The 21,819-nt window shown below is 71.7% G+C and carries 22 protein-coding genes; 8 read left to right on the top strand and 14 right to left on the bottom strand.

The window, feature by feature from the left end; all coding sequences use genetic code 11:
* Window positions 1-55 precede the first annotated feature (55 nt).
* On the top strand, window positions 56-1,084 hold the full coding sequence (locus tag ABIA35_RS33955; RefSeq protein ID WP_370360680.1) for an RNA ligase family protein: 1,029 nt from the start codon (window positions 56-58) through the stop codon (window positions 1,082-1,084).
* Window positions 1,085-1,149: 65 nt separating this feature from the next.
* Here the strand turns inward: ABIA35_RS33955 and ABIA35_RS33950 are convergent, their stop codons facing one another.
* Together ABIA35_RS33950 and ABIA35_RS33945 are read right to left on the bottom strand one after the other, a co-directional pair.
* Window positions 1,150-2,067: an RNA polymerase sigma-70 factor gene (locus ABIA35_RS33950; protein WP_370360679.1), complete on the bottom strand. Its 918-nt coding sequence runs from the start codon at window positions 2,065-2,067 to the stop codon at window positions 1,150-1,152.
* 32 nt (window positions 2,068-2,099) lie between these two features.
* The gene (locus ABIA35_RS33945; protein ID WP_370360678.1) at window positions 2,100-3,146 is read right to left on the bottom strand and encodes an NAD(P)-dependent alcohol dehydrogenase; all 1,047 of its coding nucleotides are present in this window, start codon (window positions 3,144-3,146) and stop codon (window positions 2,100-2,102) included.
* Window positions 3,147-3,213: 67 nt separating this feature from the next.
* On the opposite strand from ABIA35_RS33945, the gene ABIA35_RS33940 reads away from it, so the two are divergent.
* Together ABIA35_RS33940 and ABIA35_RS33935 are read left to right on the top strand one after the other, a co-directional pair.
* Window positions 3,214-4,074: a helix-turn-helix domain-containing protein gene (locus tag ABIA35_RS33940; protein WP_370360677.1), complete on the top strand. Its 861-nt coding sequence runs from the start codon at window positions 3,214-3,216 to the stop codon at window positions 4,072-4,074.
* Between the two features lie 131 nt (window positions 4,075-4,205).
* Window positions 4,206-5,798, top strand: coding sequence for a sugar porter family MFS transporter (locus ABIA35_RS33935; protein ID WP_370360676.1), 1,593 nt, complete (start codon window positions 4,206-4,208; stop codon window positions 5,796-5,798).
* A 107-nt stretch (window positions 5,799-5,905) separates the two neighbouring features.
* Here ABIA35_RS33935 and zwf read toward each other — a convergent pair whose 3' ends face one another.
* The 3 genes from zwf to ABIA35_RS33920 all read right to left on the bottom strand — a co-directional run bounded on the left by zwf (window position 5,906) and on the right by ABIA35_RS33920 (window position 9,288).
* Entirely contained in the window at window positions 5,906-7,354 is a 1,449-nt protein-coding gene (gene zwf / locus ABIA35_RS33930; protein ID WP_370360731.1) for a glucose-6-phosphate dehydrogenase, read from the bottom strand.
* A gap of 86 nt (window positions 7,355-7,440) precedes the next feature.
* The gene (locus tag ABIA35_RS33925) at window positions 7,441-8,352 is read right to left on the bottom strand and encodes an aldose 1-epimerase family protein (protein WP_370360675.1); all 912 of its coding nucleotides are present in this window, start codon (window positions 8,350-8,352) and stop codon (window positions 7,441-7,443) included.
* Window positions 8,353-8,457: 105 nt separating this feature from the next.
* Entirely contained in the window at window positions 8,458-9,288 is an 831-nt protein-coding gene (locus tag ABIA35_RS33920) for an NAD(P)H-binding protein (protein WP_370360674.1), read from the bottom strand.
* A 91-nt stretch (window positions 9,289-9,379) separates the two neighbouring features.
* Between ABIA35_RS33920 and ABIA35_RS33915 the strand changes: the two genes are divergently transcribed.
* Window positions 9,380-10,390, top strand: a complete 1,011-nt coding sequence (locus ABIA35_RS33915) for a cupin domain-containing protein (RefSeq protein WP_370360673.1) — start codon at window positions 9,380-9,382, stop codon at window positions 10,388-10,390.
* Here ABIA35_RS33915 and ABIA35_RS33910 read toward each other — a convergent pair.
* Window positions 10,365-11,201: a hypothetical protein gene (locus tag ABIA35_RS33910; protein WP_370360672.1), complete on the bottom strand. Its 837-nt coding sequence runs from the start codon at window positions 11,199-11,201 to the stop codon at window positions 10,365-10,367. The two genes, ABIA35_RS33915 and ABIA35_RS33910, sit on opposite strands and share 26 nt — an antisense overlap.
* 68 nt (window positions 11,202-11,269) lie before the next feature.
* Window positions 11,270-11,956, bottom strand: coding sequence for a TetR/AcrR family transcriptional regulator (locus ABIA35_RS33905; protein WP_370360671.1), 687 nt, complete (start codon window positions 11,954-11,956; stop codon window positions 11,270-11,272).
* 137 nt (window positions 11,957-12,093) lie between these two features.
* On the opposite strand from ABIA35_RS33905, the gene ABIA35_RS33900 reads away from it, so the two are divergent.
* Window positions 12,094-13,680: a CocE/NonD family hydrolase gene (locus ABIA35_RS33900; protein ID WP_370360670.1), complete on the top strand. Its 1,587-nt coding sequence runs from the start codon at window positions 12,094-12,096 to the stop codon at window positions 13,678-13,680.
* Window positions 13,681-13,697: 17 nt separating this feature from the next.
* Here ABIA35_RS33900 and ABIA35_RS33895 read toward each other — a convergent pair whose 3' ends face one another.
* Window positions 13,698-14,288 carry an ArsR/SmtB family transcription factor gene (locus tag ABIA35_RS33895; RefSeq protein WP_370336348.1) on the bottom strand — a complete coding sequence of 197 codons (591 nt, stop codon included), beginning with the start codon at window positions 14,286-14,288 and terminating at the stop codon, window positions 13,698-13,700.
* 75 nt (window positions 14,289-14,363) lie between these two features.
* Complete coding sequence (locus tag ABIA35_RS33890; RefSeq protein WP_370336350.1) at window positions 14,364-14,894, bottom strand: TetR/AcrR family transcriptional regulator; 531 nt, start codon at window positions 14,892-14,894, stop codon at window positions 14,364-14,366.
* A gap of 100 nt (window positions 14,895-14,994) precedes the next feature.
* Between ABIA35_RS33890 and ABIA35_RS33885 the strand changes: the two genes are divergently transcribed.
* Window positions 14,995-15,408, top strand: a complete 414-nt coding sequence (locus ABIA35_RS33885; protein WP_370336351.1) for an organic hydroperoxide resistance protein — start codon at window positions 14,995-14,997, stop codon at window positions 15,406-15,408.
* Between the two features lie 29 nt (window positions 15,409-15,437).
* Here the strand turns inward: ABIA35_RS33885 and ABIA35_RS33880 are convergent, their stop codons facing one another.
* On the bottom strand, window positions 15,438-15,857 hold the full coding sequence (locus tag ABIA35_RS33880) for a hypothetical protein (protein WP_370336352.1): 420 nt from the start codon (window positions 15,855-15,857) through the stop codon (window positions 15,438-15,440).
* 165 nt (window positions 15,858-16,022) lie between these two features.
* Window positions 16,023-17,546 (bottom strand): MFS transporter, encoded by a 1,524-nt coding sequence (locus ABIA35_RS33875; RefSeq protein ID WP_370336354.1) that lies wholly within the window; start codon window positions 17,544-17,546, stop codon window positions 16,023-16,025.
* A 117-nt stretch (window positions 17,547-17,663) separates the two neighbouring features.
* On the opposite strand from ABIA35_RS33875, the gene ABIA35_RS33870 reads away from it, so the two are divergent.
* Window positions 17,664-18,131 (top strand): MarR family winged helix-turn-helix transcriptional regulator, encoded by a 468-nt coding sequence (locus tag ABIA35_RS33870; RefSeq protein WP_370336356.1) that lies wholly within the window; start codon window positions 17,664-17,666, stop codon window positions 18,129-18,131.
* A gap of 132 nt (window positions 18,132-18,263) precedes the next feature.
* On the top strand, window positions 18,264-18,806 hold the full coding sequence (locus ABIA35_RS33865) for a YbaK/EbsC family protein (RefSeq protein ID WP_370336358.1): 543 nt from the start codon (window positions 18,264-18,266) through the stop codon (window positions 18,804-18,806).
* 344 nt (window positions 18,807-19,150) lie between these two features.
* Here the strand turns inward: ABIA35_RS33865 and ABIA35_RS33860 are convergent, their stop codons facing one another.
* From ABIA35_RS33860 to ABIA35_RS33850, 3 genes are all read right to left on the bottom strand, one after another.
* Window positions 19,151-19,879, bottom strand: coding sequence for a hypothetical protein (locus ABIA35_RS33860; RefSeq protein WP_370336360.1), 729 nt, complete (start codon window positions 19,877-19,879; stop codon window positions 19,151-19,153).
* Between the two features lie 153 nt (window positions 19,880-20,032).
* Entirely contained in the window at window positions 20,033-20,320 is a 288-nt protein-coding gene (locus ABIA35_RS33855; RefSeq protein ID WP_370336362.1) for a hypothetical protein, read from the bottom strand.
* Between the two features lie 95 nt (window positions 20,321-20,415).
* The gene (locus ABIA35_RS33850) at window positions 20,416-21,783 is read right to left on the bottom strand and encodes an amidohydrolase family protein (RefSeq protein WP_370336363.1); all 1,368 of its coding nucleotides are present in this window, start codon (window positions 21,781-21,783) and stop codon (window positions 20,416-20,418) included.
* Window positions 21,784-21,819 lie beyond the last annotated feature (36 nt).

Raw genomic sequence — 21,819 nt, 5'->3', positions numbered from 1 at the left:
CCGTGACGGCATTTTTCCGGTTGCGCGGTAGCCGCCGACGGGCAAGGATCCGCGAATGCTCCGGCCTTATCCGAAGATGGCGTCGAAGGGGAAGGGCGACACGCCCGCCGCCCGCGAGTGGGTCGCGACCGAGAAGGTGCACGGGGCACACTTCGCGCTCGTCTGCGACCGGACCGGGGTCCTGCCGGCCAAGCGGCGGGAGGTGCTGGACGAGGACGGCCTCGACGGGTTCTTCGGCGTGAGCCGGATCTGGCCGGCGTTGTCGGTGGCCGCGGCGCGGTGCGCGGCGGTACTGCGCGAGGCGGCGCTGCGCGATGCGGCGGACGGCGAGGGCCGCGAGGGTCGCGAGGACGCCGTGGTGACGCTGTACGGGGAACTGGCCGGCGGACGTTATCCGCATCCTGATGTCCCCGAGGCCGAGGGCACACAGCCGGTGCAGACCGGGGTCTGGTACGCGCCGGGCTTGTTCTGGCTGGTGTTCGACGCGCAGGTGACGCTCGGCGAGCGGCGGCGGTGGGTCGCGGATCGGGACGTGCGCGCGGCGGCCGCGGACGCGGGGCTGCTGAGCGTGCCGGTGCTGGCGCGCGGGGCACTGAAGCAATTGCAGGATCTGCCGGCGGCGTTCGCGAGCCGGGTGCCGGCGCTGTTCGGATTGCCGGAGCTGGAGGACAACCTGGCCGAGGGCTATGTGCTGAAGCCGGCGGTCGCGTGGGAGGAAGGCGATGCGCGGCCGTTGATGAAGGTGAAGCAGAAGGCTTTCGCCGAGGACGAGCGGTTCGCCGGTGCCCGACCTTATATAGCGCCGCCGGAAGGTGCGGCGGGGGTGCCGGCGTGGCTGGTGGTCCAGGCGACGGCGTTGCTGACGCCGACGCGCGCCGCAGCCGCGGTGAGCAAGCTCGGACCGGGGACCGCGGCGGAGCTGGTGGCCGCGGAGATCGCGAAGGACGCCGCGGAGGAGATCTCGGAGGAACTCGGCGGGCTGGATCCGGTGCAGATGCAAGGACTCGCCGATGCGCTGATGGCGGGAGCGCGGACGCTGGCGGACTTCGACGCGGCGGATCGGGCGCGCGCCGCGAGACGGTGATGATGGCAGCTGGCCGGCGATCGGCGGCGGCTCGCGGCGGCTGGCGGCTGGCGACCGACAACCACTTACTCCCCAGCCGCCTCCGCAGCCGCCCGGCTCACCGCCCAGATGTCCGCGACCGGCCCCAGGTGCGCGAGCTTGTCCGGGTTCACCACCGCCTGGATGGCCTGGATCCGCCCCTCCGCCACGTCGAGCGTCAGCACGCTGAGGACCTTCCCGTCCGGCGCCCGGAAGATGGCGCCGGGCTGCCCGTTGAGCACGTGCGGCTCCAGGTGCACCCCGATCCGGTCGAACCGCGCCGCCACCTGGGTGACCAGCCCCATCACCGCCTCCGCGCCGTACGCCTCCTGCGCGACCAGCGGTGCCTTGCCGCCGCTGTCGCCGACCAGGCTCACGTCGGCGGCCAGCAGTTCGCGCAGGCCTGCGACGTCGCCTTCGCGGAAGGCGTCGAAGAAGCGCTCGGCGAGTTCCTCGCGTTCGCGGCGGTCGGCCTCGAAGCGCGGGCGGCCGTCGTTCATGTGCCGCCGGGCCCGGACCGCGAGTTGGCGGCAGGCCGCCTCCGAGCGGCCGACCGCCGAGGCCACCTCGGGGAAGCCGAAGCCGAAGACCTCGCGCAGCACGAACACCGCGCGCTCCAGCGGGGACAGCCGTTCCAGCAGGAGCAGCGCGGCCATCGACAGCGAGTCCGCCAGTTCGGCCGCGCGCTCGGGGTCCTCGTACGGGTCGGACAGCAGGGGCTCGGGCATCCACGGCCCGACGTACTCCTCGCGCCGGACCCGGGCCGAGCGCAGCACGTCGATCGAGATCCGGGTGACCACCGCCGACAGGAAGGCCTTCACCGAGGCCGGCTGGGTGGCCGTCCCCTGCCAGCGCAGCCACGTGTCCTGCACCGCGTCCTCGGCCTCGGTCACGCTGCCCAGGATCCGGTAGGCGATCGAGAACAGCAGCGGACGCAGGTCCTCGAACTCCTCGTCGCGCGTCACAGCCGCCCCTTCCCGTCGTGATCATCCTGTCATCACCTGAGACGAGACGGGCTCCCCGGCTGTGACATCGCCTCGATGACGACCTTCCCGAAGCTCTCCTCGTCGCGGTAGGAGCGGTACGCCTCGACCGCGTCGCCGAAGCCGAAAACCCGGTCCACGACCGGCCGGATCCGGTGCGCCGCGACGGCGCGGCACAGCGCCTCCAGTTCCGAGCGGTTGCCGACGAACTCGCGGCGGATGGTGGCCAGGGACCCGGAGAGGTCGTCCTCGGTGATGGTCAGGACCTCCGGCCGCGGGGACACGACCCACAGCAGGCAGATCTGCGCGTAGGTCGCCGCGGCGCGCAGCGACTGGCCGAAGGTGGCCGGGCCCTGTGTCTCGACGACCAGGTCCGCGCCGGTGCCGCCGGTCAGCGCGCGCACTTCCTTGGACCACTCCGGCGACGCGGCATAGTCCACCACCTCGTCCACCCCGAGCTCGCGCAACCGCTCGGCCTTCGCCGCGCTGGACGTGGTGGCGATGACCCGGCAGCCCATCGCCTTGGCCAGCTGCGCCGCGAACAGGGAGACGTCGCCGGTCCCGAGCAACAGCACGGTCTGCCCGGCGACCAGCGTCCCCGGCCGGGTGAGCGCGTTCCACGCCGTCACCCCGGCGCACGGCAGCGCCGCCGCTTCGGCCCAGCTCAGGTGGTCGGGGACGAGCACGGCCGCGTTCTCGTCGATGAGCGCGTACTCGGACAGCCAGCCGTCGACGGTACAGCCGAGCTGGTCGATGACCTCCGGGCGCAGCGGACCGCTGATCCAGCGCGGCCAGTACGAGGCGGTGATCCGGTCGCCGGCCGCGAACCGGCTCACGGCGCCCCCGACCGCGACGACCTCGCCGGCCCCGTCGCTGAGCGGGACGACGCCGGTGCGCGCCGGGAGCGGATACCGGCCGGCCGTGATGAGCAGGTCACGGCGGTTGATCGACGCTGCCCGGGTCTTGACCAGGAGCTGGGTCGGGCCGGGGGTCGGCACGTCTTCGGTGCCGAGCGTGATGTCGTCCGGAGAGCCGGGTCCCGACAGGCGATAGGTGCGCATGGATCCAGCGTGCGGCGGTCCGTGCGGTGATCCAATTCCCTGGAGGGAATGGACCGGCGGCGTCCCGATGCCGAAGACTTCCGGTGTGAGCACCGCTACCACCAAAGCCTCACCCGCGTTCGGCAGCGAGCTGCGACGCTGGCGCACGCTGCGCCGCGTGAGCCAGCTGGAGCTGGCCAACCGCGCCGGAACCACGCAGCGCCACCTGAGCTTCATGGAGCAGGGGCGCTCGCATCCGGGGCGGGCGATAGTGCTGCGGCTGGCCGAGTCGCTGCGGCTCACGCTGCGGGAACGCAATGCCCTGCTGCTCACGGCCGGCTACGCCCCGGCGTACGAGGAGACCCGCTACGACGCGCCGGCGTTCGCCCCGGTGCGGGAGGCGATGGAGCGGGTGATCGAGGGGCACCTGCCGTATCCGGCGCTGGTGCTGCGGCGGCCGGGCCGGGTGGTCGCGGCCAACCGGGCGTTCTCCGTGTTCTTGGAAGGCTGCGCCCCGCATCTGCTCGAGCCGCCGATCGACCTGCTGCGCGTCATGCTGCATCCCGAGGGGATCGCGCCGCGGATCGACAACCTCGCGCAGTGGGGCCGGCACGTGATCGACAACCTGCGGCTGCTGGCCGTGCAGAGCCCTGACCGGAGGCTGGACGCGCTGGTGCAGGAGCTGGCCGGCTATGTCCCGGAAGCCCCGGCGGACCAGGCGGACCAGGCGTATCTCGGGTTCGCGGTGCCGATGCGGCTGCGCTTGCCCGAGGGCGAGCTGCGGCTGATGACGGCGCTGACCTCGTTCGCGACGGCCGTGGACGTCACGGTGGCGGAGTCGGTGCTCGAATCGTTCCTGCCGGCCGACGCCGAGAGCGCCGAGATCCTGGCGGCCCGGGACCGGCTGGCCGCCGAGCGGGACGAGCCGCGGCTCCTCGCCGGACTCTGACACCGGATCGGACCGCCGCGGATCCCCGTCCGGCCGCTCGGACCCACCATTCGGGTCACCACGCGTGCCGTCGCCCCCGGGCCCGCCCACGATGGCAGGGGCGACCGCCGACCCGCCGCGGGCAGGCGAGAATGCGAGCGACGATGCAAGGCTTCTCCCGGGAACCCGGCACGACCGGCCCGATCACCATCACCCTGCCCAAGGCCGGGGAGCGGCGGATCTGGGGCTGGGCGGTCATCATCGCCGTCGGCGGCTTCCTGTTCGGGTTCGACACCGGTGTGGTGTCCGGGGCGCTGCTCTACATCACGCAGGACTTCCACCTGTCGAACTCCGAGAAGAGCAGCGTGGTCAGCGTCCTGCTGATCGGTGCGATGATCGGCGCGCTGGTGGCCGGCCGGATCTCCGACGGTCTGGGCCGCAAGAAGACGGTCACCATCTTCGGCCTGGTGTTCGCGCTCGGGACCCTCATCGCGGTCGTCGCCCAGGACTACGGGACGCTGCTTGCGGCGCGCTTCATCCTGGGCCTGGCCGTCGGCGGCGCCTCGGCGCAGGTCCCGGTCTACCTCGGCGAGATCTCGCCGGCGAACATCCGCGGCCGCATCCTGTCGCTGAACCAGCTGCTGATCACCGTCGGCATCCTGTGCTCGTACCTGATCGACCTGGCGTTCTCACACAGCGGGAACTGGCGCGCGATGTTCGCCTTCGGCGCCATCCCGGCGCTGATCCTGAGCCTGGGCGTGTGGTTCGTGGTGCCGGAGTCGCCGACCTGGCTGTACACGCACGGACGCACCGAGCAGCTCCGCAAGGGCCTGCTGATGGTCACCGACGCCACGCAGGCCGACGAGATCATCGAGGTCTACGGGGAGCGCCAGAGGCAGGCGGCGCGGATGGAGGCCACGCGCGGCGCGGAGGAGAAGGGCTGGCGGATCCTGCTCACCCCGGCGGTGCGCCCGGCCATGATCGTCGGCCTGACGATGGCCGCGCTGCAGCAGTTCGGCGGTATCAACACGATCATCTACTACGCCCCGACGATCATCGAGCAGACCGGCCGCAGCGCCAGCAACTCGATCATCTACTCGGTCTACATCGGCATCATCAACTTCGTGATGACGGTGGTGGCCATCAACACCATCGACCGCCTGGGACGGCGCCAGCTGCTGCTGCTCTCGCTGGCCGGGATGGCCGGGTTCGTGGCGCTGCTGGGCTTCAGCTTCATCTGGAGCTGGAACTCCAACCTGACGCTGCTGTTCATGGTCGCCTACATCGCGGCCTTCGCCGGGGGCCTCGGGCCGGTCTTCTGGGTGCTGGTCGGCGAGATCTTCCCGACCCGGGCCAAGGCCGACGGCTCCAGCGCGGCGACCACCGTGAACTGGCTGTCGAACTTCATCGTCAGCCAGTCCTTCCTGACCGTGGCCAACGGCATCGGCCAGGGCCAGACGTTCCTGATCTTCGCCGGAGTCTGCGTCGCGGGCCTGCTGTTCGTCGGCCGCTTCGTGCCGGAGACCAAGAACCGCGACACGAACGAGGTGCAGAAGGCGCTGTTCGAGCGGTTCGGGAAGAAGACGGTTCCGGAGGCGCGGACGTCCACGGCCGCGTACGACGCCGGGCGCTTGGACGCCGGACGCACGGACGCCGGGCGCGCAGGTACCGGGCACCCGGACACCGGCCGCACCGACGCCGGCTCGGCGGTCAATCCTGCGGATCCTCGTCAGGATCGCCGGTGAACCGGAACCGCCGCAGGCGACGCCGGCGGGTCTCCTCGGCCTCGGCTGCCGACGGGGTGACCGGCACGAGCCGAGTGTAATCGGCCGGTCACCGAGCTCCGGGGACCTCAGTCCCCGTCGATGGGCGGCGGGTCGAGCAGCTCCACAGTCGGGTTGTGCCAGCCGTCCTCGCCGGGCAGCTGCGCCGCCGCCTCCGGTCCCCAGCTGCCGGTCTTGTAGACGGTCGGGTCGGAGCTCTTCAGGATCTCCCCGACGATGCGCCAGCTCTCCTCGATGGCCGGGAAGAACGCGAAGCCGCTGGAGTCGCCGACGATCGCCGCGTGCAGGATGTTCTCGTAGGGCTTGGCCTGGCCGCCGAGCACCTTCTCGAAGTCGATGCCCATCGGGAACGACACCGGAAGCTGGCCGCGCTCGCCCCGGCGCGCCATCAGCTCGAAGGCGATCCCGGCGCCGGGCTCCAGGCGGATCCGGATCAGGTTCGGCGGGACGTCGGCGGCCAGGCCCCGGAAGAGCTCCGAGGGCGGACGCCGCAGCTGCACGCACACCTCGGTCGCGGTCACCGCCAGCGCCTTGCCGCTGCGGATGTAGAACGGCACCCCGGCCCAGCGCCAGTTGTCGATCCACAGCCGCAGCGCGATGTAGGTCTCGGTCTGCGAGTCCTTCTTCACTCCCTTGACCTCGTGGTAGCCCTCGTACTGCCCGCGCACGACGTCGGCCGGGTCGACCGTGCGCACGGCGTGCAGCAGCCGCCACTTCTCCAGCGACTGCGCCTGCGGGTCGCCGACGTTCGGCGGGTCCATCGCCAGCAGCGTCATGACCTGGAACAGGTGGTTCTGGACCACGTCGCGCAGGGCCCCGACGGCGTCGTAGAAGGAGCCGCGGTCGGCGACGTCGAAGTCCTCGGCCAGGGTGATCTGCACGTTGTCGATGGAGGAGCGGTCCCACACCGGGGCCAGCAGGTTGTTGGCGAAGCGGAAGGTGCCCAGGCCCTCGACCGACTCGTCGCCCAGGAAGTGGTCGACGCGCAGCAGGTGGTCGCGGTCGAAGTACTGCTCCAGCACGGCCTCCAGCTCGCGCGCCGAGGCCAGGTCGTGGCCGAAGGGCTTCTCCACCACCAGCCGCGCGTTCTTGTTCAGGCCGGCCTCGGCCAGGCCCGCGGCGACCTTGTCGAACAGCGAGGGCGGGATCGCCAAGTAGTGCGCGGCGAAGCCCTTCCCGGCGATCGCCCGGCCGATCTTCGCGTAGATCGCCGGGTCGGTGAAGTCGCCGGTGACGATGCTCAGCGCGGCGGCGAACCGCTCGAACACCTTCTCGTCGATGGCGTAGCCGGCCTCGACGACCGACTGGCGGGCGGCCGCGCGCAGCGCTTCGTCGTCGAAGTCGGAGTAGGCCACGCCGACCACCGGGACGGTGAGCAGACCGCGTTCGGTGAGCTTGTACAGCGCCGGCAGCAGCATCTTCTTGGCCAGGTCGCCGGTGATGCCGTACAGGACCAGGATGTCAGCGCCCTCCAGGTCGGTGTTGTGGGTCGAGGTCACGCTGGAGGACAGCGGCATGATGCGGACTCCCTTGCTGGTGGTGTCGACGGCGGGGCGGCGGCAGGACGGCGTCGGGTCGGCGGTGAGTGAGGTCGGGCAAGCGATCAGCCGGCCGCGATCCCCCACGATCCCCGGTACTCGGTCCCCGGTTCCAGGCGGATGAGGTCGACACCGCTGGCGAAGGCGTTCGGCGGCCCGGTCATCGGCTCGCAGCCCAGGCCGAGGCGCCGGGATTCGGCGGGGACGTTGTCGGCCGTGTAGATCTCCAGCCACGGCTGCGCCTCGTCCATCCAGAACGACGTGCTGCGGCTGCTCCCGGCCAGGCGGACCCGGGCCAGGCCGTCGGCACCCCTGCGCAGACCGGTGTAGGCGATGTCGATCTTCTGTGCGCCCAGGACGCGGCCGTCCCGCAGGTCGTACTCACTGCCCGCGACGTCCTTCGGTCCGCCGATCGGGATCATCCGGTCGTCCACCGGCTGGTAGAGGCCGCCGGGGATCCGGACGGTGCAGGCGTCGAGCGGCTCGCCCACGGTGATGTAGGGGTGCATGCCGTGGGCGTAGGGGAGCGCGCGGGTGCCGGGGTTGGCGGCCGAGAGGGTGACCGTCAGGCCGCTCTCGACGTCCAGGCGGTACTCGGCCTGGACGTCGAGGCGGAACGGGTAGCCGGTCGAGCCGTGCAGCGAGCAGGCCAGCACGACGGTGTCCGGCCGCTGCTCCACCGGGGACCAAGCGGCCCAGCGCGTCAGGCCGTGGATGGCGTTGTCCAGCTCCGGCTCGGACAGGTCGAGCTGGTACTCGCGGTCGTCGAAGATGTAGCGGCCGTGGTCCACCCGGTTCGGCCAGGGGATCAGGAGCTGCCCGAACGCCGCCGGGGCCGGCTCGTCGGCGGCGTGGGACAGGACGAGGCGCTCCCCGTCGTGGGTCAGCTCTCTGAGCCCGGCGCCTTCTTCCGTGATCACCGCGCGGTAGGGACCCGCGGTGAGCTCGTACTGCTCGCCGGTGAGGAAGTCGGACATGCGTCCTTCGTAGCCGGGGTGCGGCGCGGGCGCGCCCCGGACGGCGCGGGCTGCCGCCATCCGGTCAACAGCGCGGGCTGCCGCCACCCGGTCAACGGCGCGCGCTCAGCTCCAGCACCCGGTGGCCGCGGCGGCGACGACGAAGTCCTCGAAGCTGCGCGGGGCCCGGCCCAGCGCCTTCTCGACGCCGTCGGTCAGGCCCGCGACGGAGCCGTCGGCGCCGCGCACCACCAGCCCGGCCATGCGCTCGGCCGTCTTCCGCGGCAGGCCGTCGGCGACTTGCTGCTCCACGAAGGCCTCCGAGGTGACCGCCACGTACCGGAGCGGCTTTCCGGACGCCGCCGCGATCAGCTCGGCCGCCTCGCCGAAGCCGAGCGCCCGCGGCCCGGTGAGCTCGTAGACCTGGCCGGCGTGCCGGTCCTCGGTGAGCGCGGCGGCGGCGACGTCAGCGATGTCCTCGGCGTCGATGAACGGGATCCGGCCCTCTCCGGCCGGCAGGGCCAGGGTCCCGCTGCGGACGGCGGGGAGCCAGAAGTCCTCACTGAAGTTCTGCGCGAACCAGCCCGGGCGCACGACGGTCCATTCCAGACCTGACCCGCGGACCGCCTGCTCGGTGGCGTGGAGGGGGTGGTACTCGCTGTCCGCGCCGGGCGCGGACAGCAGGACCAGGCGGCGGACTCCGGCCGCCACCGCAGCGTCGACCAGGGCGGCCATGCGCGGGGGGTTGTTGTCGCCGGAGACGCTCCCCGGTTCGATGAGGTAGGCGGCGGTGATCCCGTCCAGGGCCGGGGCGTGGGTCGAGGGGTCGTCGAGATCGATACGGACGTCGCCGCCGGTGCGGCTGGCGGTGCGCACCTGGTGGCCGGCGGCGGTGAGGCGGGACGCGATGCGGCGGCCGGTCTTGCCGGTGCCGCCGAGGATCAGGAAGTTCTTCATATCTCCAGGGAACCGTGATCGCCCTGGACTCTCCATGGGAGAACGTCGCCAAAACCTTTGCCATCGTCTGGCGCTCGTCTAGCCTGGGGTGATGGACACGCTCAGCGACCTGCTCCGCCGCGGCGGGGCGGGGGACGCACAGGTGCGGCAGCTGATCCAGCGGCCGCCGTGGTCGATGACGTATGCCGAGGCCCCGCCGCTCACGCTGTTCGCCACCCTCGGCGGGCACGCGGCGCTGCGGCTGGACGACGTGCCCTCGACACCGCCGGCCCACCTCCGCACCGGGGACATCGCGCTGGTCGCGCACAGCACGCGGCACACGATCTCCGACGATCTGGCGACCCCGCCGCAGGTGGTGATCAGCGGCGGCCGCAAACGGTTCCTCGGCGATCCGGACAAGCACGCCGAGCTGGCGGCGAACCTGGCGCCGCGCACCTGGGGCGACGGCCTGCCCGGCGCGACCACCGTCCTGCGCGGCATGTTCCAGCTCCGCGGCGAGGCCGGCCGGCGGCTGCTGGCGATCCTCCCGCCGCTGGTCGTCATCCCGGCCGGTCCGCGCACCGGCGCGGCCTTGGACCTGCTGGCCTCCGAGGCCGCGCGCGACGAACCCGGCCAGGAGGCCGTCCTGCACCGCTCGCTGGACCTGGTGCTGGTCCTGGCGATGCGGTCGTGGTGCGCGGGCTTCGGCCCGGCCGACCCGTCCTGGTACAGCGCCCTCGCCGACCCCTCGATCGGCACCGCCCTGGACCACCTGCACACCGATCCGGCGCGGCGCTGGACGGTCGCCGACCTCGCAGCCACCGCCGGCCTGTCCAGGGCCGCCTTCGCGGCCCGCTTCACCGAGCTGGTCGGGCAGCCGCCGATGGCCTACCTGGCCGGCTGGCGCATGGCGCTGGCCGCCGACCTGCTGCGCGAGGACGCCGGGACGACGGTCGCGGCCGCCGCGCAGGCGGTCGGGTATCAGGACGCGTTCGCGTTCAGCGTGGCCTTCAAGCGGGCGAAGGGGATGAGCCCTTCACAGTGGGGACGCGCGGGCGCCGACGAATCCGTCGCATCCGCCGCATCCGCCGCACGGCTCAGCGCGACCCCGCGTACAAGGTAGCCAGCTTCCCGGCGGCGACCTTCACGTCGTGCTGCACCGCGGCGGCCCCCGGGTCCTTCGCCACGGACGGCCCGGACACGTTCACCACGGTCAGGCTGTTGCCGCGCAGGATGACCGCCATGTAGTCGATGCCCTGGACGCCCCCGGCCGAGGCCGGCTGGCCCGGCGCGCTGATGACGACCCGGATGCCGTAGCTGTTGGCCACGCCGTTGGGCGCCATGTTCGTGATCGAGTACGCCGCCGGCGCGTCCGTCCACTGGAAGCGGCTCGCGCAGCCCGCGAGCCAGCCGCGGTGCTTGGCGAAGTCCGAGCTGGCGGAGGCCGCGGACGCGTAGGTGATCACCGACTCGGTGACCTGCGAAGTGTCCGAGGCCGACCACGACATGGAGCGCATCTTCACCCAGGCGGGATTGTGCGGGTAGGTGGGGTCCGGGTACTGCGGACGCACGACCGGGTCGCAGTTGTCCGGGTCGACGATCTGCGAGGCGGGGACGGCCGGGTTGGTGACCTGCTGCCACGACCCGCCCGAGGACGGCACGAGGTCGGCCGTCGAGAGCATCGCGATGTCGGGGATGTCGGGCTGGCCCGAGGTCTGCTTCGGCGGTGCGGTCTGGTTGGACGAGGTCGGCGCGCTCGACGAGGCCGACGGGGCCGACGAGCCGGCCGTCGTGGCCGGATCAGCCGGGGAGGAAGCCGTCGCCGGAGCCGCCCCGGCCGCCGCGCCGGCCTTGGACGGTGACGACGCGCAGGCGCTGAGCCCGACGGCCGACACCGCCAGGACGACCGCGGCGACCGTTGCCTTGATGTTCATGCGTTTCCTCCCCAGGACTGCGCTTGCCTCTCGACCATGAAGACGTCCCACTCACGGGGAGGTTGCGTCTATCCCAGTCCGCTGATCACCCGGGCGAGCATCCGCTCGAAGGTCTCGTCGGCGTCCGGCGGTTCCGCCCCGCTCTCGGCCATCGCCTCCGCCAGGCGGGGATAGGCGCCCGACGCGACGGCGGCGGCCAGATAGCGCGCGTTGGACGCGGCGAACTCGCGCACGTCGCCGGTCGTGCCGAGCGCCTGCTGCTGCGCCACCTCGTAGCCGACGTGGCTCGCCACGAACCCGCTGACCAGGGCGAAGGCCTCGGTGCCGGCCCGCGGCGACAGGCCCGAGGGGGCGAGCAGGGCCAGCGCGTGGTCCAGGGCCCGCAAGGTGTTCGGCCCCAGCGTGCGGCGGCCGGTGAGGGCGACCGGCAGCCAGGGGTGGCGGTGCATCAGCGTCCGCTGTTCCCGGGCGAAGGCGGCCAGGTCCGCGCGCCAGTCGCCGGTCGGCGGCGGCAGCGGCTGCTCGCCGGTCACGGCGTCGATCATCAGCTCCAGGAGCGCGTCGCGTTCGGACACGTACGTGTAGAGCGACATCGTGCCCGAGCCGAGCGCGGCGGCCACCCCGCGCATGGTCAGCGCCGACAGGCCTTCGGCGTCCGCCACGCCGACGGCGGTGGCGACCACCGCCTCCCGGGTGTGCGCCGGCGGCCGGCCCCGGTGGTGGCGGCGCTCGGACCACAGCGTTTCGGGATCCACGCCTTGATTCCCCTGGTTCGGTCGGCCGATTCGCGAGATCGGTTGCACAGACAATCTTGCCAGCTTTATTATCGTACATGGTACGAGAACTACCTGAGAACAGCCCCGGAACAGCCCAGCAACGAGGAGCCGCCACCATGAAACTGCCGCTCAGCACCCGCATCGCGCGCCGAACCCTCGTCGGGCTGCCCGCGCCGCGGTTCGCCGTGTCCTACGAACCCCGCCTGCCGGTGCCGATGGCCGACGGCGTGGAACTGCTGACCGACCACTACTTCCCGGCAAGCCCCGGGCTGCAGGACTTCCCGACCCTGCTCGTGCGCTCGCCATACGGCCGCGGCTTCCCCTGGGCCGCGCTGTACGGCGCCGCCTTCGCCGAGCAGGGATTCCATGTCCTGATCCAGAGCGCCCGGGGCACCGCCGGCTCGGGCGGGGTCTTCCAGCCCTGGCGCGACGACGGTCCCGACAGCCGCGCGACGCTCGGCTGGCTGCGCCGCCAGTCCTGGTTCGACGGCCGGCTCGGCCTGGTCGGGCCCAGCGCGATGGCCTACGCGCAGTGGGCGCTGGCCGCGGATCCGCCGCCGGAGCTGCGGGCGATGGTCGTGCACGTCCCGCTCCACAACCCGCACGGCTTCTTCCACCGGAACGGCGTGTTCGCCCTCGAGGACGCGCTGATCGCGACCACGGCGGTCCAGACCCAGCACCTCGGGCCGCGCCGGTTCCTCGGCGCGACGCTGCGGCTGGCCACGGCGATGAAGCGGATCGTCCGGGCCGAGTCGCCGATCGAGGCGTACGCCCGGGCCATGGGCCGCAGCCCCGCATTCCTGACCGGCGCCGCGGCCCATCCCGATCCCGGTGACGGCTACTGGCAGGGCACGGATCTGCGGGACGCGGCCGAGGGCCTGCAGGTCCCGACGCTGGTGGTCAGCGGCTGGACCGATGTGGCCCTGGACCAGGCGCTCCAGCAGTACGGCAGGCTGCCCGCCGGGCACCGGTCGCTGCTGATCGGGCCCTGGACCCACACCACGGCGTTCCAGCGCGGCGTCGCCACGGTCTTCGCCGAGTCTCTGACCTGGCTGCGCGGGCACCTCGCCGATCCCGTGCCGCCGAAAGAGCAGGTGCGGGTGGCTCTCGGCGGCACCGGCGAGTGGCGCGACCTGTCGGCCTGGCCGCCGGCAGCCGTTCCGGTCTCCTGGTATCCGCATCCTGACGGCGGCCTGGTCCGGCAGTCGCCTCCGCCGGACACGGCAGCCGGGACTGTGCGATTCGACCCTGCCGATCCGACGCCGTCGATCGGCGGGAACGGCCTCGGCCAGAAGGCCGGCGTCCGCGACAACGCGACGGTGGAGCAGCGCGACGACGTCCTCGTCTTCACCGGCGCGCCGCTGACCGAAGCAGTCGAGGTGATCGGGACGGTAGCCGCCGAGATGCTGGTTGATCCCGGTATCGGAGCGGATTCCGCGACGCTGTTCGTCCGGCTCTGCGACGTCGACGAACGCGGCCGCTCCTGGAATGTGTGCGACGGCATCACGCGAATCGTCGCCGACACCTCACGGCGGCCGGTCGCGGTCACCGTCGCGATGTCCTCAACGGCCCACCGCTTCCTGCCCGGACACCGAATACGCGTCCAGATCAGCGGCGGGGCCCACCCGCGCTTCGCCGCCGCCCGGGAGGCCTTCCATATCGAGGTCCGTTCCGGCTCCGCGATCGTGCTCCCCGTGGTCTGATCTCACACGGCCTGATCTCACACGGCCGGCGGATCCTCCGGCGGTTCCGGGACGACGAACATCCGCAAGGCCATCATCCGCGCGCCCTCCGGCGCCTCGCGCTGATCGGCGTGCCCGTACTTCCACTGCAGCTCGTTGTACTCGCGCAGGAACCCGGCTAGTTCTTCCTTGCCCATCCAGAACCCGCCGCGATACGCCTGAGCCCACCCTTCGGGTCCCTCGTACTGCGTGAGCATCCGGTAGTAGAGGTCGATGTCGTGCTTCGCCTGCGCCTTCACCCGATCGGCGAGCGCGGCGAACTCGGCGGGGTCCATCGTGGCCGGATCCGGCGCCTCCACCGAGATCGGCAGCGCCCGCCACCAGCGCTCGCGGCCGGCGGAGCGCTCCGGGATCTCCTCGACGAACCGCAGCTCGGCGAGCTTGCGCAGGTGGTAGCTGGTGGTACCGGTGCTCTCGCCGAGGGCCTTGGCCAGGCTCGTGGAGTTGGCCTCCCGGTGCTGCTGCAGGTACGCGAGCATCCGGCGGCGCAGCGGATTGGCCAGCACGCGGAAGACGGTGGACCGGTCGCCGTCCGGGCCGCCGACCGGTTCGGGAGGGGTTTGGGGCACGGCGTCACCCTATCCCGGGGCCGACGGCATGCAGAGAGTTCTGCAAAAGGGTTTTGCAGAGCTGGGGAGGAACGCTCAGACCACAGCGAGCGCGGTCTCCACACCGGCCCGCACGGCGTCCTGGTCCCCCAGGCCGCCGGCCACGGTGATGCCGTCGCGCACCAGCAGGAGCAGGTCGGCCTTCCGGTCGGGGTCGGGGCGGCCGGCCGCGACGAGGGCGTCGCGCATCAGGCCGCGGTACCAGGCGCGGTAGTCGTCGACGACGTGCCGCACCGGGTGGCCGGGGTCGGAGAACTCGGCGGCCGCGTTCAGGAACGGGCAGCCGCGGAACCCGGGGCCGGCGCTCACCTCGGCCAGCTTGGCCAGGATCGCCTCGATGTGCTCGACGCCGCCGCCGGGGACGGCGGCCAGCATGGCCCGCTGACGCTCGTACTCGGTCGTCAGGTAGGCCAGGACCAGGTCTTCCTTGGACTTGAAGTGGTGGTAGAAGGTCGCCTTCGCGACGCCGGCCTCGGCGATCACCCGGTCGACGCCGACCGTGTGGATGCCCTCGGCGTAGAAGAGCCGGGTGGCGGTTTCCAGGACGCGGGCGCGGGCTTGACTCACGCACTTGACGGTACCAGACAGATCTGTCTACTGTATGCAGCGAACCAGACAGACAGATCTGTCTGGTAGCCCGATCGTCCCGCCGCTCTGGAGGCCCGCCATGAAGCCCATCTACACCGCCGTCGCCACCTCCGTCGGCCGCGAAGGCCGCTCGTTCACCGACGACGGCAAGCTCGACCTGAACATGTCGTTCCCGGAGTCGCTGGGCGGCAACGGCCAGGGCACCAACCCCGAGCAGCTGTTCGCCGCCGGCTACTCGGCGTGCTTCGCCAGCGCCATGCAGCTGGTCGCCAAGCAGCAGGGGCTGGACGTCTCCGAGGCGTCGGTGACCGCCGAGGTCACGCTGAACTCCCTGGACGGCGGCGCCTTCGGCCTGTCGGTGGTGCTGCGCGCCGAGCTCCCGGAGGCGCTGCACGGCGAGAAGGGCCAGGCCCTGCTCGAGGCCACGCACCAGGTCTGCCCGTACTCCAACGCCACGCGCGGCAACATCCCGGTCGAGATCGTCGTCGAGTAACGAGCACCCCCCAGGGGGGCGACCGCCCCTCAGTTCTTGGCGCCGCCCTTGAACGGTTCCTCGCCGGGCTTGTCCGCGCGGAACCGCAGGGCGGACCAGACCTCGTCGATCGCGACCTGGCCGTTCGGCCGCATGCCGAAGGCCACGACGATCGGCCACAGGCTGTCGCGGTTGATGTCGGTCCGGTTCGCCTTCGGGTAGGCGATCCAGACCACCGGCGGCTTGGTGATGTCGGCCTTGTTCGCGGTCAGCAGGGCCCGGACGGAGTCGGCGTCGTCGGCGTACAGGACCGCGACGTCGGCCGAGGCCAGCTCGTCGGTGCGGTCCGCACCCGCCGGGAGCTCGCCGACCGCGGCGAACCGGTCGGGGTGCGAGGTCCACACGGATCGGCCCGGCTTGATGGCGAGCTTCTCGGCGACGGTCTGCACCTTCTTGTTCAGCGTGGCCATGGAGTCCTCCGGCGGTTCGTGGCGTACTCGGCGTTCACAGCGAGCGGCGTTCGCGCTCCCAGTGCAACAGACGATGCCGCCCCGCGAAACTCATCGGCGCCGGTCCCCTTGAAGGGGGACCGGCGCCGATGAGCGCTCAGGCGTCCGTGACGCCGGCTGGTGACCTCAGCCGACCATCATGTCCTTCTCCCGCAGGACCAGGACGTCGAGCTCGTCTTCGAGTTCCTCGGCGAGGGTCGTCTCCACCGGGGTGCGGCGGCCGCGCAGCAGCCCGCCGGCCAGGATCAGCAGTCCGCCGACCGTGGCCACGGCCACGAACACCAGGACCGGCCGGTAGCTGGAGAGCACCTGCGCGTTGGTCTGGGCGGCGTTGCCGCCGTTGGCGGCGATGATCGCGGTCGAGGCGGCCAGCACCACGGTGATGCCGACCTGCAGGGCCGTGTTCAGCAGTCCGGAGACCAGGCCCTGCTCCTCGTCGGCGATGCCGGAGGCGGCCTGCACGTTGATCGCCGGGAAGGCCATCCCGAAGCCCAGGCCCAGCAGCACGATCGAGGGCAGGATCACCCACCAGCTCGGGGTCTGGCCGATGCGCAGGAACTGCAGGTAGCCCAGCGACAGGGCGGCGAAGCCGGCGACGCCGACCCGGGCCGTGCCGTACTTGTTGAGGACGTCGGCGATCTTGAAGCTGGCGACCAGGACGATCAGGCCGGCCGGCAGGAACGCCAGGGCGGTGTGCAGCGCGCTCCACTTGGAAAGCGTCTGCAGGTACTGCGTCACCACGAACTGGAACGAGGCGTACCCGCCGAACATCAGGCCGCCGCCGATCAGCGCCCGGATCAGCGACGGCGAGCGCAGCACGCCCAGGCGCACCAGCGGGTTGGCCACCCGCAGCTCGGTCGCGACGAAGCCCGCCGCCAGCGCGGCCGCGCCCAGGAAGGTCCCGATCGTGACCGGCGCGAGCCAGCCGACCTGCGGGGCCCGCACGATGCCGAAGACCAGCAGCAGCACCGAGCCGGTGCTGGTCACCGCGCCCAGGATGTCGTACCCGCCGCGCTGCTCCCGGGCGACCGGCTGGTCGCGGTGGATCAGCTTGGCGCCGACGGCCAGGATCAGCGCCGCCACCGGCGCCGGCACCAGCAGCGTCCAGCGCCAGCCGACCTCGGTGAGCAGGCCGGAGAGCACCAGGCCGAGCGAGAACCCGGCGGCGCCGCAGGTGGTGTAGATGCTCAGGGCCCGGTTGCGGTCCGGCCCCTCGGCGAACGTGGTGGTGATGATGGACAGGCCCGCGGGGGCGGTGAAGGCCGCGCTGATCCCCTTCACGAACCGGGTCGCGATCAGCAGGCTGCCGTCGTCGACCAGGCCGGACAGCAGCGAGGCCACCGCGAAGACCGCCAGCGCGGTCAGGAACACCCGGCGCCGGCCGAGCAGGTCCGCCGCACGTCCGCCGAGCAGCAGGAATCCGCCGTAGCCGAGGACGTAACCGCTGACGACCCACTGCAACGACGAGGTGGACAGGTTCAGGGATTCACGGATCGACGGCAGCGCCACGCCGACCATCGAGGTGTCGAGCGCGTCGAGGAACAGGGCGCCGCACAGGACTATCAGGGCGCCCCACAAGCGGAGCGGCCAGCGTCCCGACGCGGCGGACTCGCCGGGACGCAGGGTTGTTGTGGTGTCGCTGTGGCTCATGCGTTGGAGATTACATGCACGTGCACTTAATGCGCAAGCAATTTGTGTCGAGGCATCTTGTGCAGCAGAACCTTGTGCACCGGAACCTTGTGCGTTCGCACGTGTTATCATGTGCCCATGGAGTCCGAGTCCCTCCTTGAGCAAAACCTCGTCGAACAGTGGCGAGAGCTCGTCGCGCGCAAGACCCGCGTGTGGAACGCCTTGGAGCTGGAGCTCGACCGACGGCACAGCCTGTCGGCCAGCGAGTTCGAGGTGCTGGACACACTGTCGGAGTACGACTGCGCCGACCCCCCGCGCGTGCAGGAACTGGCCGCGCACGTCCCGATCACGCAGAGCGCGCTGTCCCGCATGATCGGCCGCCTGGAGACGCAGAACCTGGTCACCCGCACCCTGTGCCACGCCGACCGGCGCGGCGTCTTCGTGGTGCTGACCGACGAGGGCATGCAGCGCCTGGCCGAGGCCCGCCCCACGCACCGCGCGGTGCTGGCCGCGGAGCTGAACGCGCCGATGGCGGCGGGCCTGCAGACCGCGGACGTGGCGAGTGCCGACGCGGTGCTGGTCGAGAGCGGGATGCACGGGGCCTAGGCGGGCTGGGCGGGCTGGGCGGGAGCGCTGCTCGCCTCACAACCTGCCCGCCTCACGACCTGCGCGGTGTGGCAACCGCCCACCGCACCGCCCGCGCCCTCGGCATGGATTCGGTCGGCGTAGATTCGGTCCATGCCCACCGAAGCCGTAGTCCGCACCCCCGCCCTGGACCGTCCCGACCTGCTCGCCGCGCCGGTCGCGGCCGCGCTGCGTGCGCTGCCCGCGCTGGCGCCGACGGTCGAGGTGGCGCGGATCGATCCGGAACTGGCCGACACCGAGGCCTTCTGCGCCGCGTACGGCGTCCTGCCCGAGGAGTCCGCGAACTGCGTGATCGTGGCGGCCCGCCGGGGCGAGCAGACCTCCTACGCCGCGTGCATGGTCCTGGCGACCACGAAGGCCGACGTCAACTCCCTGGTGCGCAAGCACCTCGGGGCGCGCAAGGCGTCGTTCGCGCCGATGGACACCGCGGTGGAGCTCAGCGGCATGGAGTACGGCGGCATCACGCCGATCGGACTGCCGGAGGACTGGCCGGTCCTGGTCGACGCGGCGGTGGCCGCGGCGCCGGTGGCCGTGGTGGGCTCCGGGATCCGCGGCTCGAAGCTGTGGCTGCCGGGTGCCGCGATCGCCGCGCTGCCCGGTGCGCAGGTCCTCGAAGGGCTCGGCATCGCGCGCTGAGCGGCACCGCGCCACGAGGGAACATCAGAGGGGTTCCGGACCGCCCCACGACCCGGAACCCCTCTACCCACTACGACGCCGCAGCCGCCGCATTACGTTGCTACCGAATCAGGGTTCGACCGCACCGCCGGCGCTGATGATCTGAGGCGTTCGCCACACCCCGGATCCGGCGTGGAATGTTGCGGCGCAGGGTGCTGTTTCCCCACCATGGACAAGCCGGGTCGACCACCCGGCCTCCGGTCCGCCGGGCCGGCCGACCCCGCCATCACCGGGGCCGGTCGGCCCGGTGCCGTTTCAGCGGCAGTGCCCCGATCGCCCAGAGCCACCATGGACCCTCGAGTCCGTCACCAGTCGAGCAGCTGCGCGACCGCGGCGAGGCCCTCGAAGGTGTTCCGCACATTCCGGTTCAGCCGCACCCAGTACGGCCCGGTCCACAGCTGCGGGAACTTGGGATACATCGGCTGGAACAGCCGGTACTTCGAGCCACCCGAGGCCAGCGCCTTCACCAGCGAGAACCAGATGAGGCCGAGGCCGCAGAGCACGAAGTGGACGACCAGCGCGACCGGGGTCAGGAGCCAGCACAGGACCCAGTAGACGGCGAACGCCACGAAGGCCAGGGCTATGAACGGGCTGAACAGGACGATGAAGAAGGTGGCCCAGCCGCTGCGCTTCTTCTTCGGCTTCGGCGGGTTCTGCTCCTGGCCCGGCTGGCCCGGGAACGGCTGGCCGGGGAACTGCTGGCCCGGCTGGCCCGGGAACTGCTGCGCGGGGTAGGGCTGCTGGCCTTGAAATTGCTGCGGGCCGGGGAACTGCGGCTGACCTTGCCCCTGCGGCCATCCGGGAGGCTGCTGCCCCGCATACTGCTGCGGCGGAACCTGCGGATATTGCTGCTGGGGATAAGCCTGCTGCTGCGGCGCCCCGTGCTGCTGCTGCGGATACGGCTGCTGCTGCCCATAGGGATTCTGCGGCTGCTGCGGCGGCGGACCCTGATACCCCGGCGCCTGCCCCTGCGGCGGTGCGTACGGATACGGCGGCTGCTGATTCGGCTGACCGCGATTCGGCTGCTCGGTCATCGGTTCCCTCCCCGTACGTCTGACAAGCAGCTGACAGAGTACCGTCAGCTCCTCTGATGTCCCCGGGGTGCCCGACTGCCTGAGGCGCCGACGGTGGAACCGTCGGCGCCGTCCATCTCCCGACTGCTGCGACCGTTGCGACCGCAACAACCGCTACGACTGCTGCGTCAGCGGCTTCGCCATGTCCTCGTCGGTCTTCCGGAAGTTGTCCGCCGTGTTCTTCAGCATGTCGGACAGGGCCTTCAGCGACCCGTCGATCTCCGTGCGGCCGTCCTTCCAGCCCGACGCGAACGAGTGCAGCGCGTCCTCGACCTGCGAGGCGCCCATCTGTCCGTCGTACTGGTGGGTCCAGTCGCGCGCGGCGTTCATCCGGTTGCGGATGGACTCCAACTGACCGCTGAAGTTGTCCAGAGCATCGACGTCTACCGCAAGATCTGGCATTGCACGCCCCCCTCGTGTTCAAGCCCACGCCTTACCGGCCAGTGTATAAAAGCACGGATGACTGCGGAAAGCCCATAAGTTCGCAGGTACCGATCTCAGCGGACGATACGGCTCGCGACATCCAGCAGTGCCTCACGCGCCCCCGGCACCCCGTCCGAGAGCAGTATCCCGTCCCGCTTCACCACCCGGCCGTCCACGACGACCGTGTCGACGTTACCTGCGTGCGCCGACGAGACGACCGTACCGACCGGGTCGTGGTGCAGCGGCACCAGGTTCGGCGCGTCGGCGCGGAGCAGCACGAGGTCGGCGCGCTTGCCGGGACGGAGCGAGCCGACCCGGTCGGCCAGGCCGAGGATCTCGGCCCCGCCGAGGGTCGCGGCACGGAGCACGTCGGCCGGCCCGGGGCGTGAGCCCTCCCCCAGGTAGCCGGTGACCAACGCGGCGCGCATCAGCGTGAACATGTCGCCGGCGGTGGCCGTGACCACGTCGACGCCGAGCCCGTGGCCGACCCCGACTGCCCGGAGCCGGCCGATCATCGGCGCACCGTGGCCCATCTGCGCCTCGACCGCCGGGGCGATGGCGACCGATCCGCCCGACGAGGCGATCAGCCGCAGTTCCTCGTCCGGCAACGAGTTGCCGTGGACGTAGACCGTGCCGGGAGCGAGCAGCCCCTCACGCTCCAGCGTCTCGATCGGGCGCTCGGCCACCGGACCGGCGCCCACGTGCACCGCGATCGGGATGTCCAGCTCGCGCGCCAGCCGCCAGTCCTCCCGCACCGCCTCGATCGGCGAGTACGAAGGGCCCATCGGCGCCAGGGCCATGCTCAGCAGTCCGGCGTCCGAAGCGAAGTAGCGCTCCCGAACGCGGCGGATGTCGGCGAGGTCGCGCGAGGTGCCGAAGACCGGGAAGCCGTAGCCGAACACCGCGCGGATCCCGGAGGCCTCCAGCGCGGCGACCGCGGCGTCGGCATGGTCGGGGGAGCGCATCGCGTGGGCGAAGTCCTGCACCGTGGTGACCCCGGCGTCGAGGCATTCGAGCGCGCCGAAGTACGTGCTCGCTCGGAGGTCTTCCGGCGTGAACCGGGGTCCGATCCGGCCCGCGACCAGCTCCAGGTAGCCGCCGAGATCGGTCTCGGTGGTCAGGGCGCGGAGCGCGGTCAGCCACAGGTGGCGGTGGGTGTCGACGAAGCCGGGCAGGACCACGTGCCGCGAAGCGTCGATGACCTCGATGCCCTCGTCGGCCCCGTCGGCCCCGTCGGCGCCGGCAGTCCCGGCGCACAGGCCGACGCTGACCTCGACGACGCGGCCGTCCTCGATCAGCAGGTCGACGCCGGAGCGCACGGTCGGCGCGGCCGAGGGCACCGAGACGGCTGAGTCCGTCGAACCCGCAGTGTCCGCCGAGTCCGCGTCGTCGAAGTCGATGAGCCAGGCGATGCCCGAGACGAGCAGGCGAGAAGCACTCATGACAGGTTCCTCTCTAGAAAGCTTTATTAAAAGCTA

Source organism: Catenulispora sp. MAP12-49 (assembly GCF_041262705.1).
Classification (GTDB): domain Bacteria; phylum Actinomycetota; class Actinomycetes; order Streptomycetales; family Catenulisporaceae; genus Catenulispora.
Note: the sequence above shows the minus strand (reverse complement) of the source record. Positions and strands in the feature narration are given on the sequence as shown.

Coding starts and splice junctions, on each gene's coding strand:
- ABIA35_RS33940 (WP_370360677.1), top strand. CDS start 3,214: ATGCCGAAGACTTCCGGTGTGAGCACCGCTACCACCAAAGCCTCACCC.
- ABIA35_RS33910 (WP_370360672.1), bottom strand. CDS start 11,201: ATGAACATCAAGGCAACGGTCGCCGCGGTCGTCCTGGCGGTGTCGGCC.
- ABIA35_RS33925 (WP_370360675.1), bottom strand. CDS start 8,352: ATGTCCGACTTCCTCACCGGCGAGCAGTACGAGCTCACCGCGGGTCCC.
- ABIA35_RS33885 (WP_370336351.1), top strand. CDS start 14,995: ATGAAGCCCATCTACACCGCCGTCGCCACCTCCGTCGGCCGCGAAGGC.
- ABIA35_RS33900 (WP_370360670.1), top strand. CDS start 12,094: ATGAAACTGCCGCTCAGCACCCGCATCGCGCGCCGAACCCTCGTCGGG.
- ABIA35_RS33915 (WP_370360673.1), top strand. CDS start 9,380: ATGGACACGCTCAGCGACCTGCTCCGCCGCGGCGGGGCGGGGGACGCA.
- ABIA35_RS33875 (WP_370336354.1), bottom strand. CDS start 17,546: ATGAGCCACAGCGACACCACAACAACCCTGCGTCCCGGCGAGTCCGCC.
- ABIA35_RS33865 (WP_370336358.1), top strand. CDS start 18,264: ATGCCCACCGAAGCCGTAGTCCGCACCCCCGCCCTGGACCGTCCCGAC.
- ABIA35_RS33855 (WP_370336362.1), bottom strand. CDS start 20,320: ATGCCAGATCTTGCGGTAGACGTCGATGCTCTGGACAACTTCAGCGGT.
- ABIA35_RS33870 (WP_370336356.1), top strand. CDS start 17,664: ATGGAGTCCGAGTCCCTCCTTGAGCAAAACCTCGTCGAACAGTGGCGA.
- ABIA35_RS33850 (WP_370336363.1), bottom strand. CDS start 21,783: ATGAGTGCTTCTCGCCTGCTCGTCTCGGGCATCGCCTGGCTCATCGAC.
- ABIA35_RS33955 (WP_370360680.1), top strand. CDS start 56: ATGCTCCGGCCTTATCCGAAGATGGCGTCGAAGGGGAAGGGCGACACG.
- ABIA35_RS33920 (WP_370360674.1), bottom strand. CDS start 9,288: ATGAAGAACTTCCTGATCCTCGGCGGCACCGGCAAGACCGGCCGCCGC.
- ABIA35_RS33945 (WP_370360678.1), bottom strand. CDS start 3,146: ATGCGCACCTATCGCCTGTCGGGACCCGGCTCTCCGGACGACATCACG.
- ABIA35_RS33880 (WP_370336352.1), bottom strand. CDS start 15,857: ATGGCCACGCTGAACAAGAAGGTGCAGACCGTCGCCGAGAAGCTCGCC.
- ABIA35_RS33860 (WP_370336360.1), bottom strand. CDS start 19,879: ATGACCGAGCAGCCGAATCGCGGTCAGCCGAATCAGCAGCCGCCGTAT.
- zwf (WP_370360731.1), bottom strand. CDS start 7,354: ATGCCGCTGTCCTCCAGCGTGACCTCGACCCACAACACCGACCTGGAG.
- ABIA35_RS33935 (WP_370360676.1), top strand. CDS start 4,206: ATGCGAGCGACGATGCAAGGCTTCTCCCGGGAACCCGGCACGACCGGC.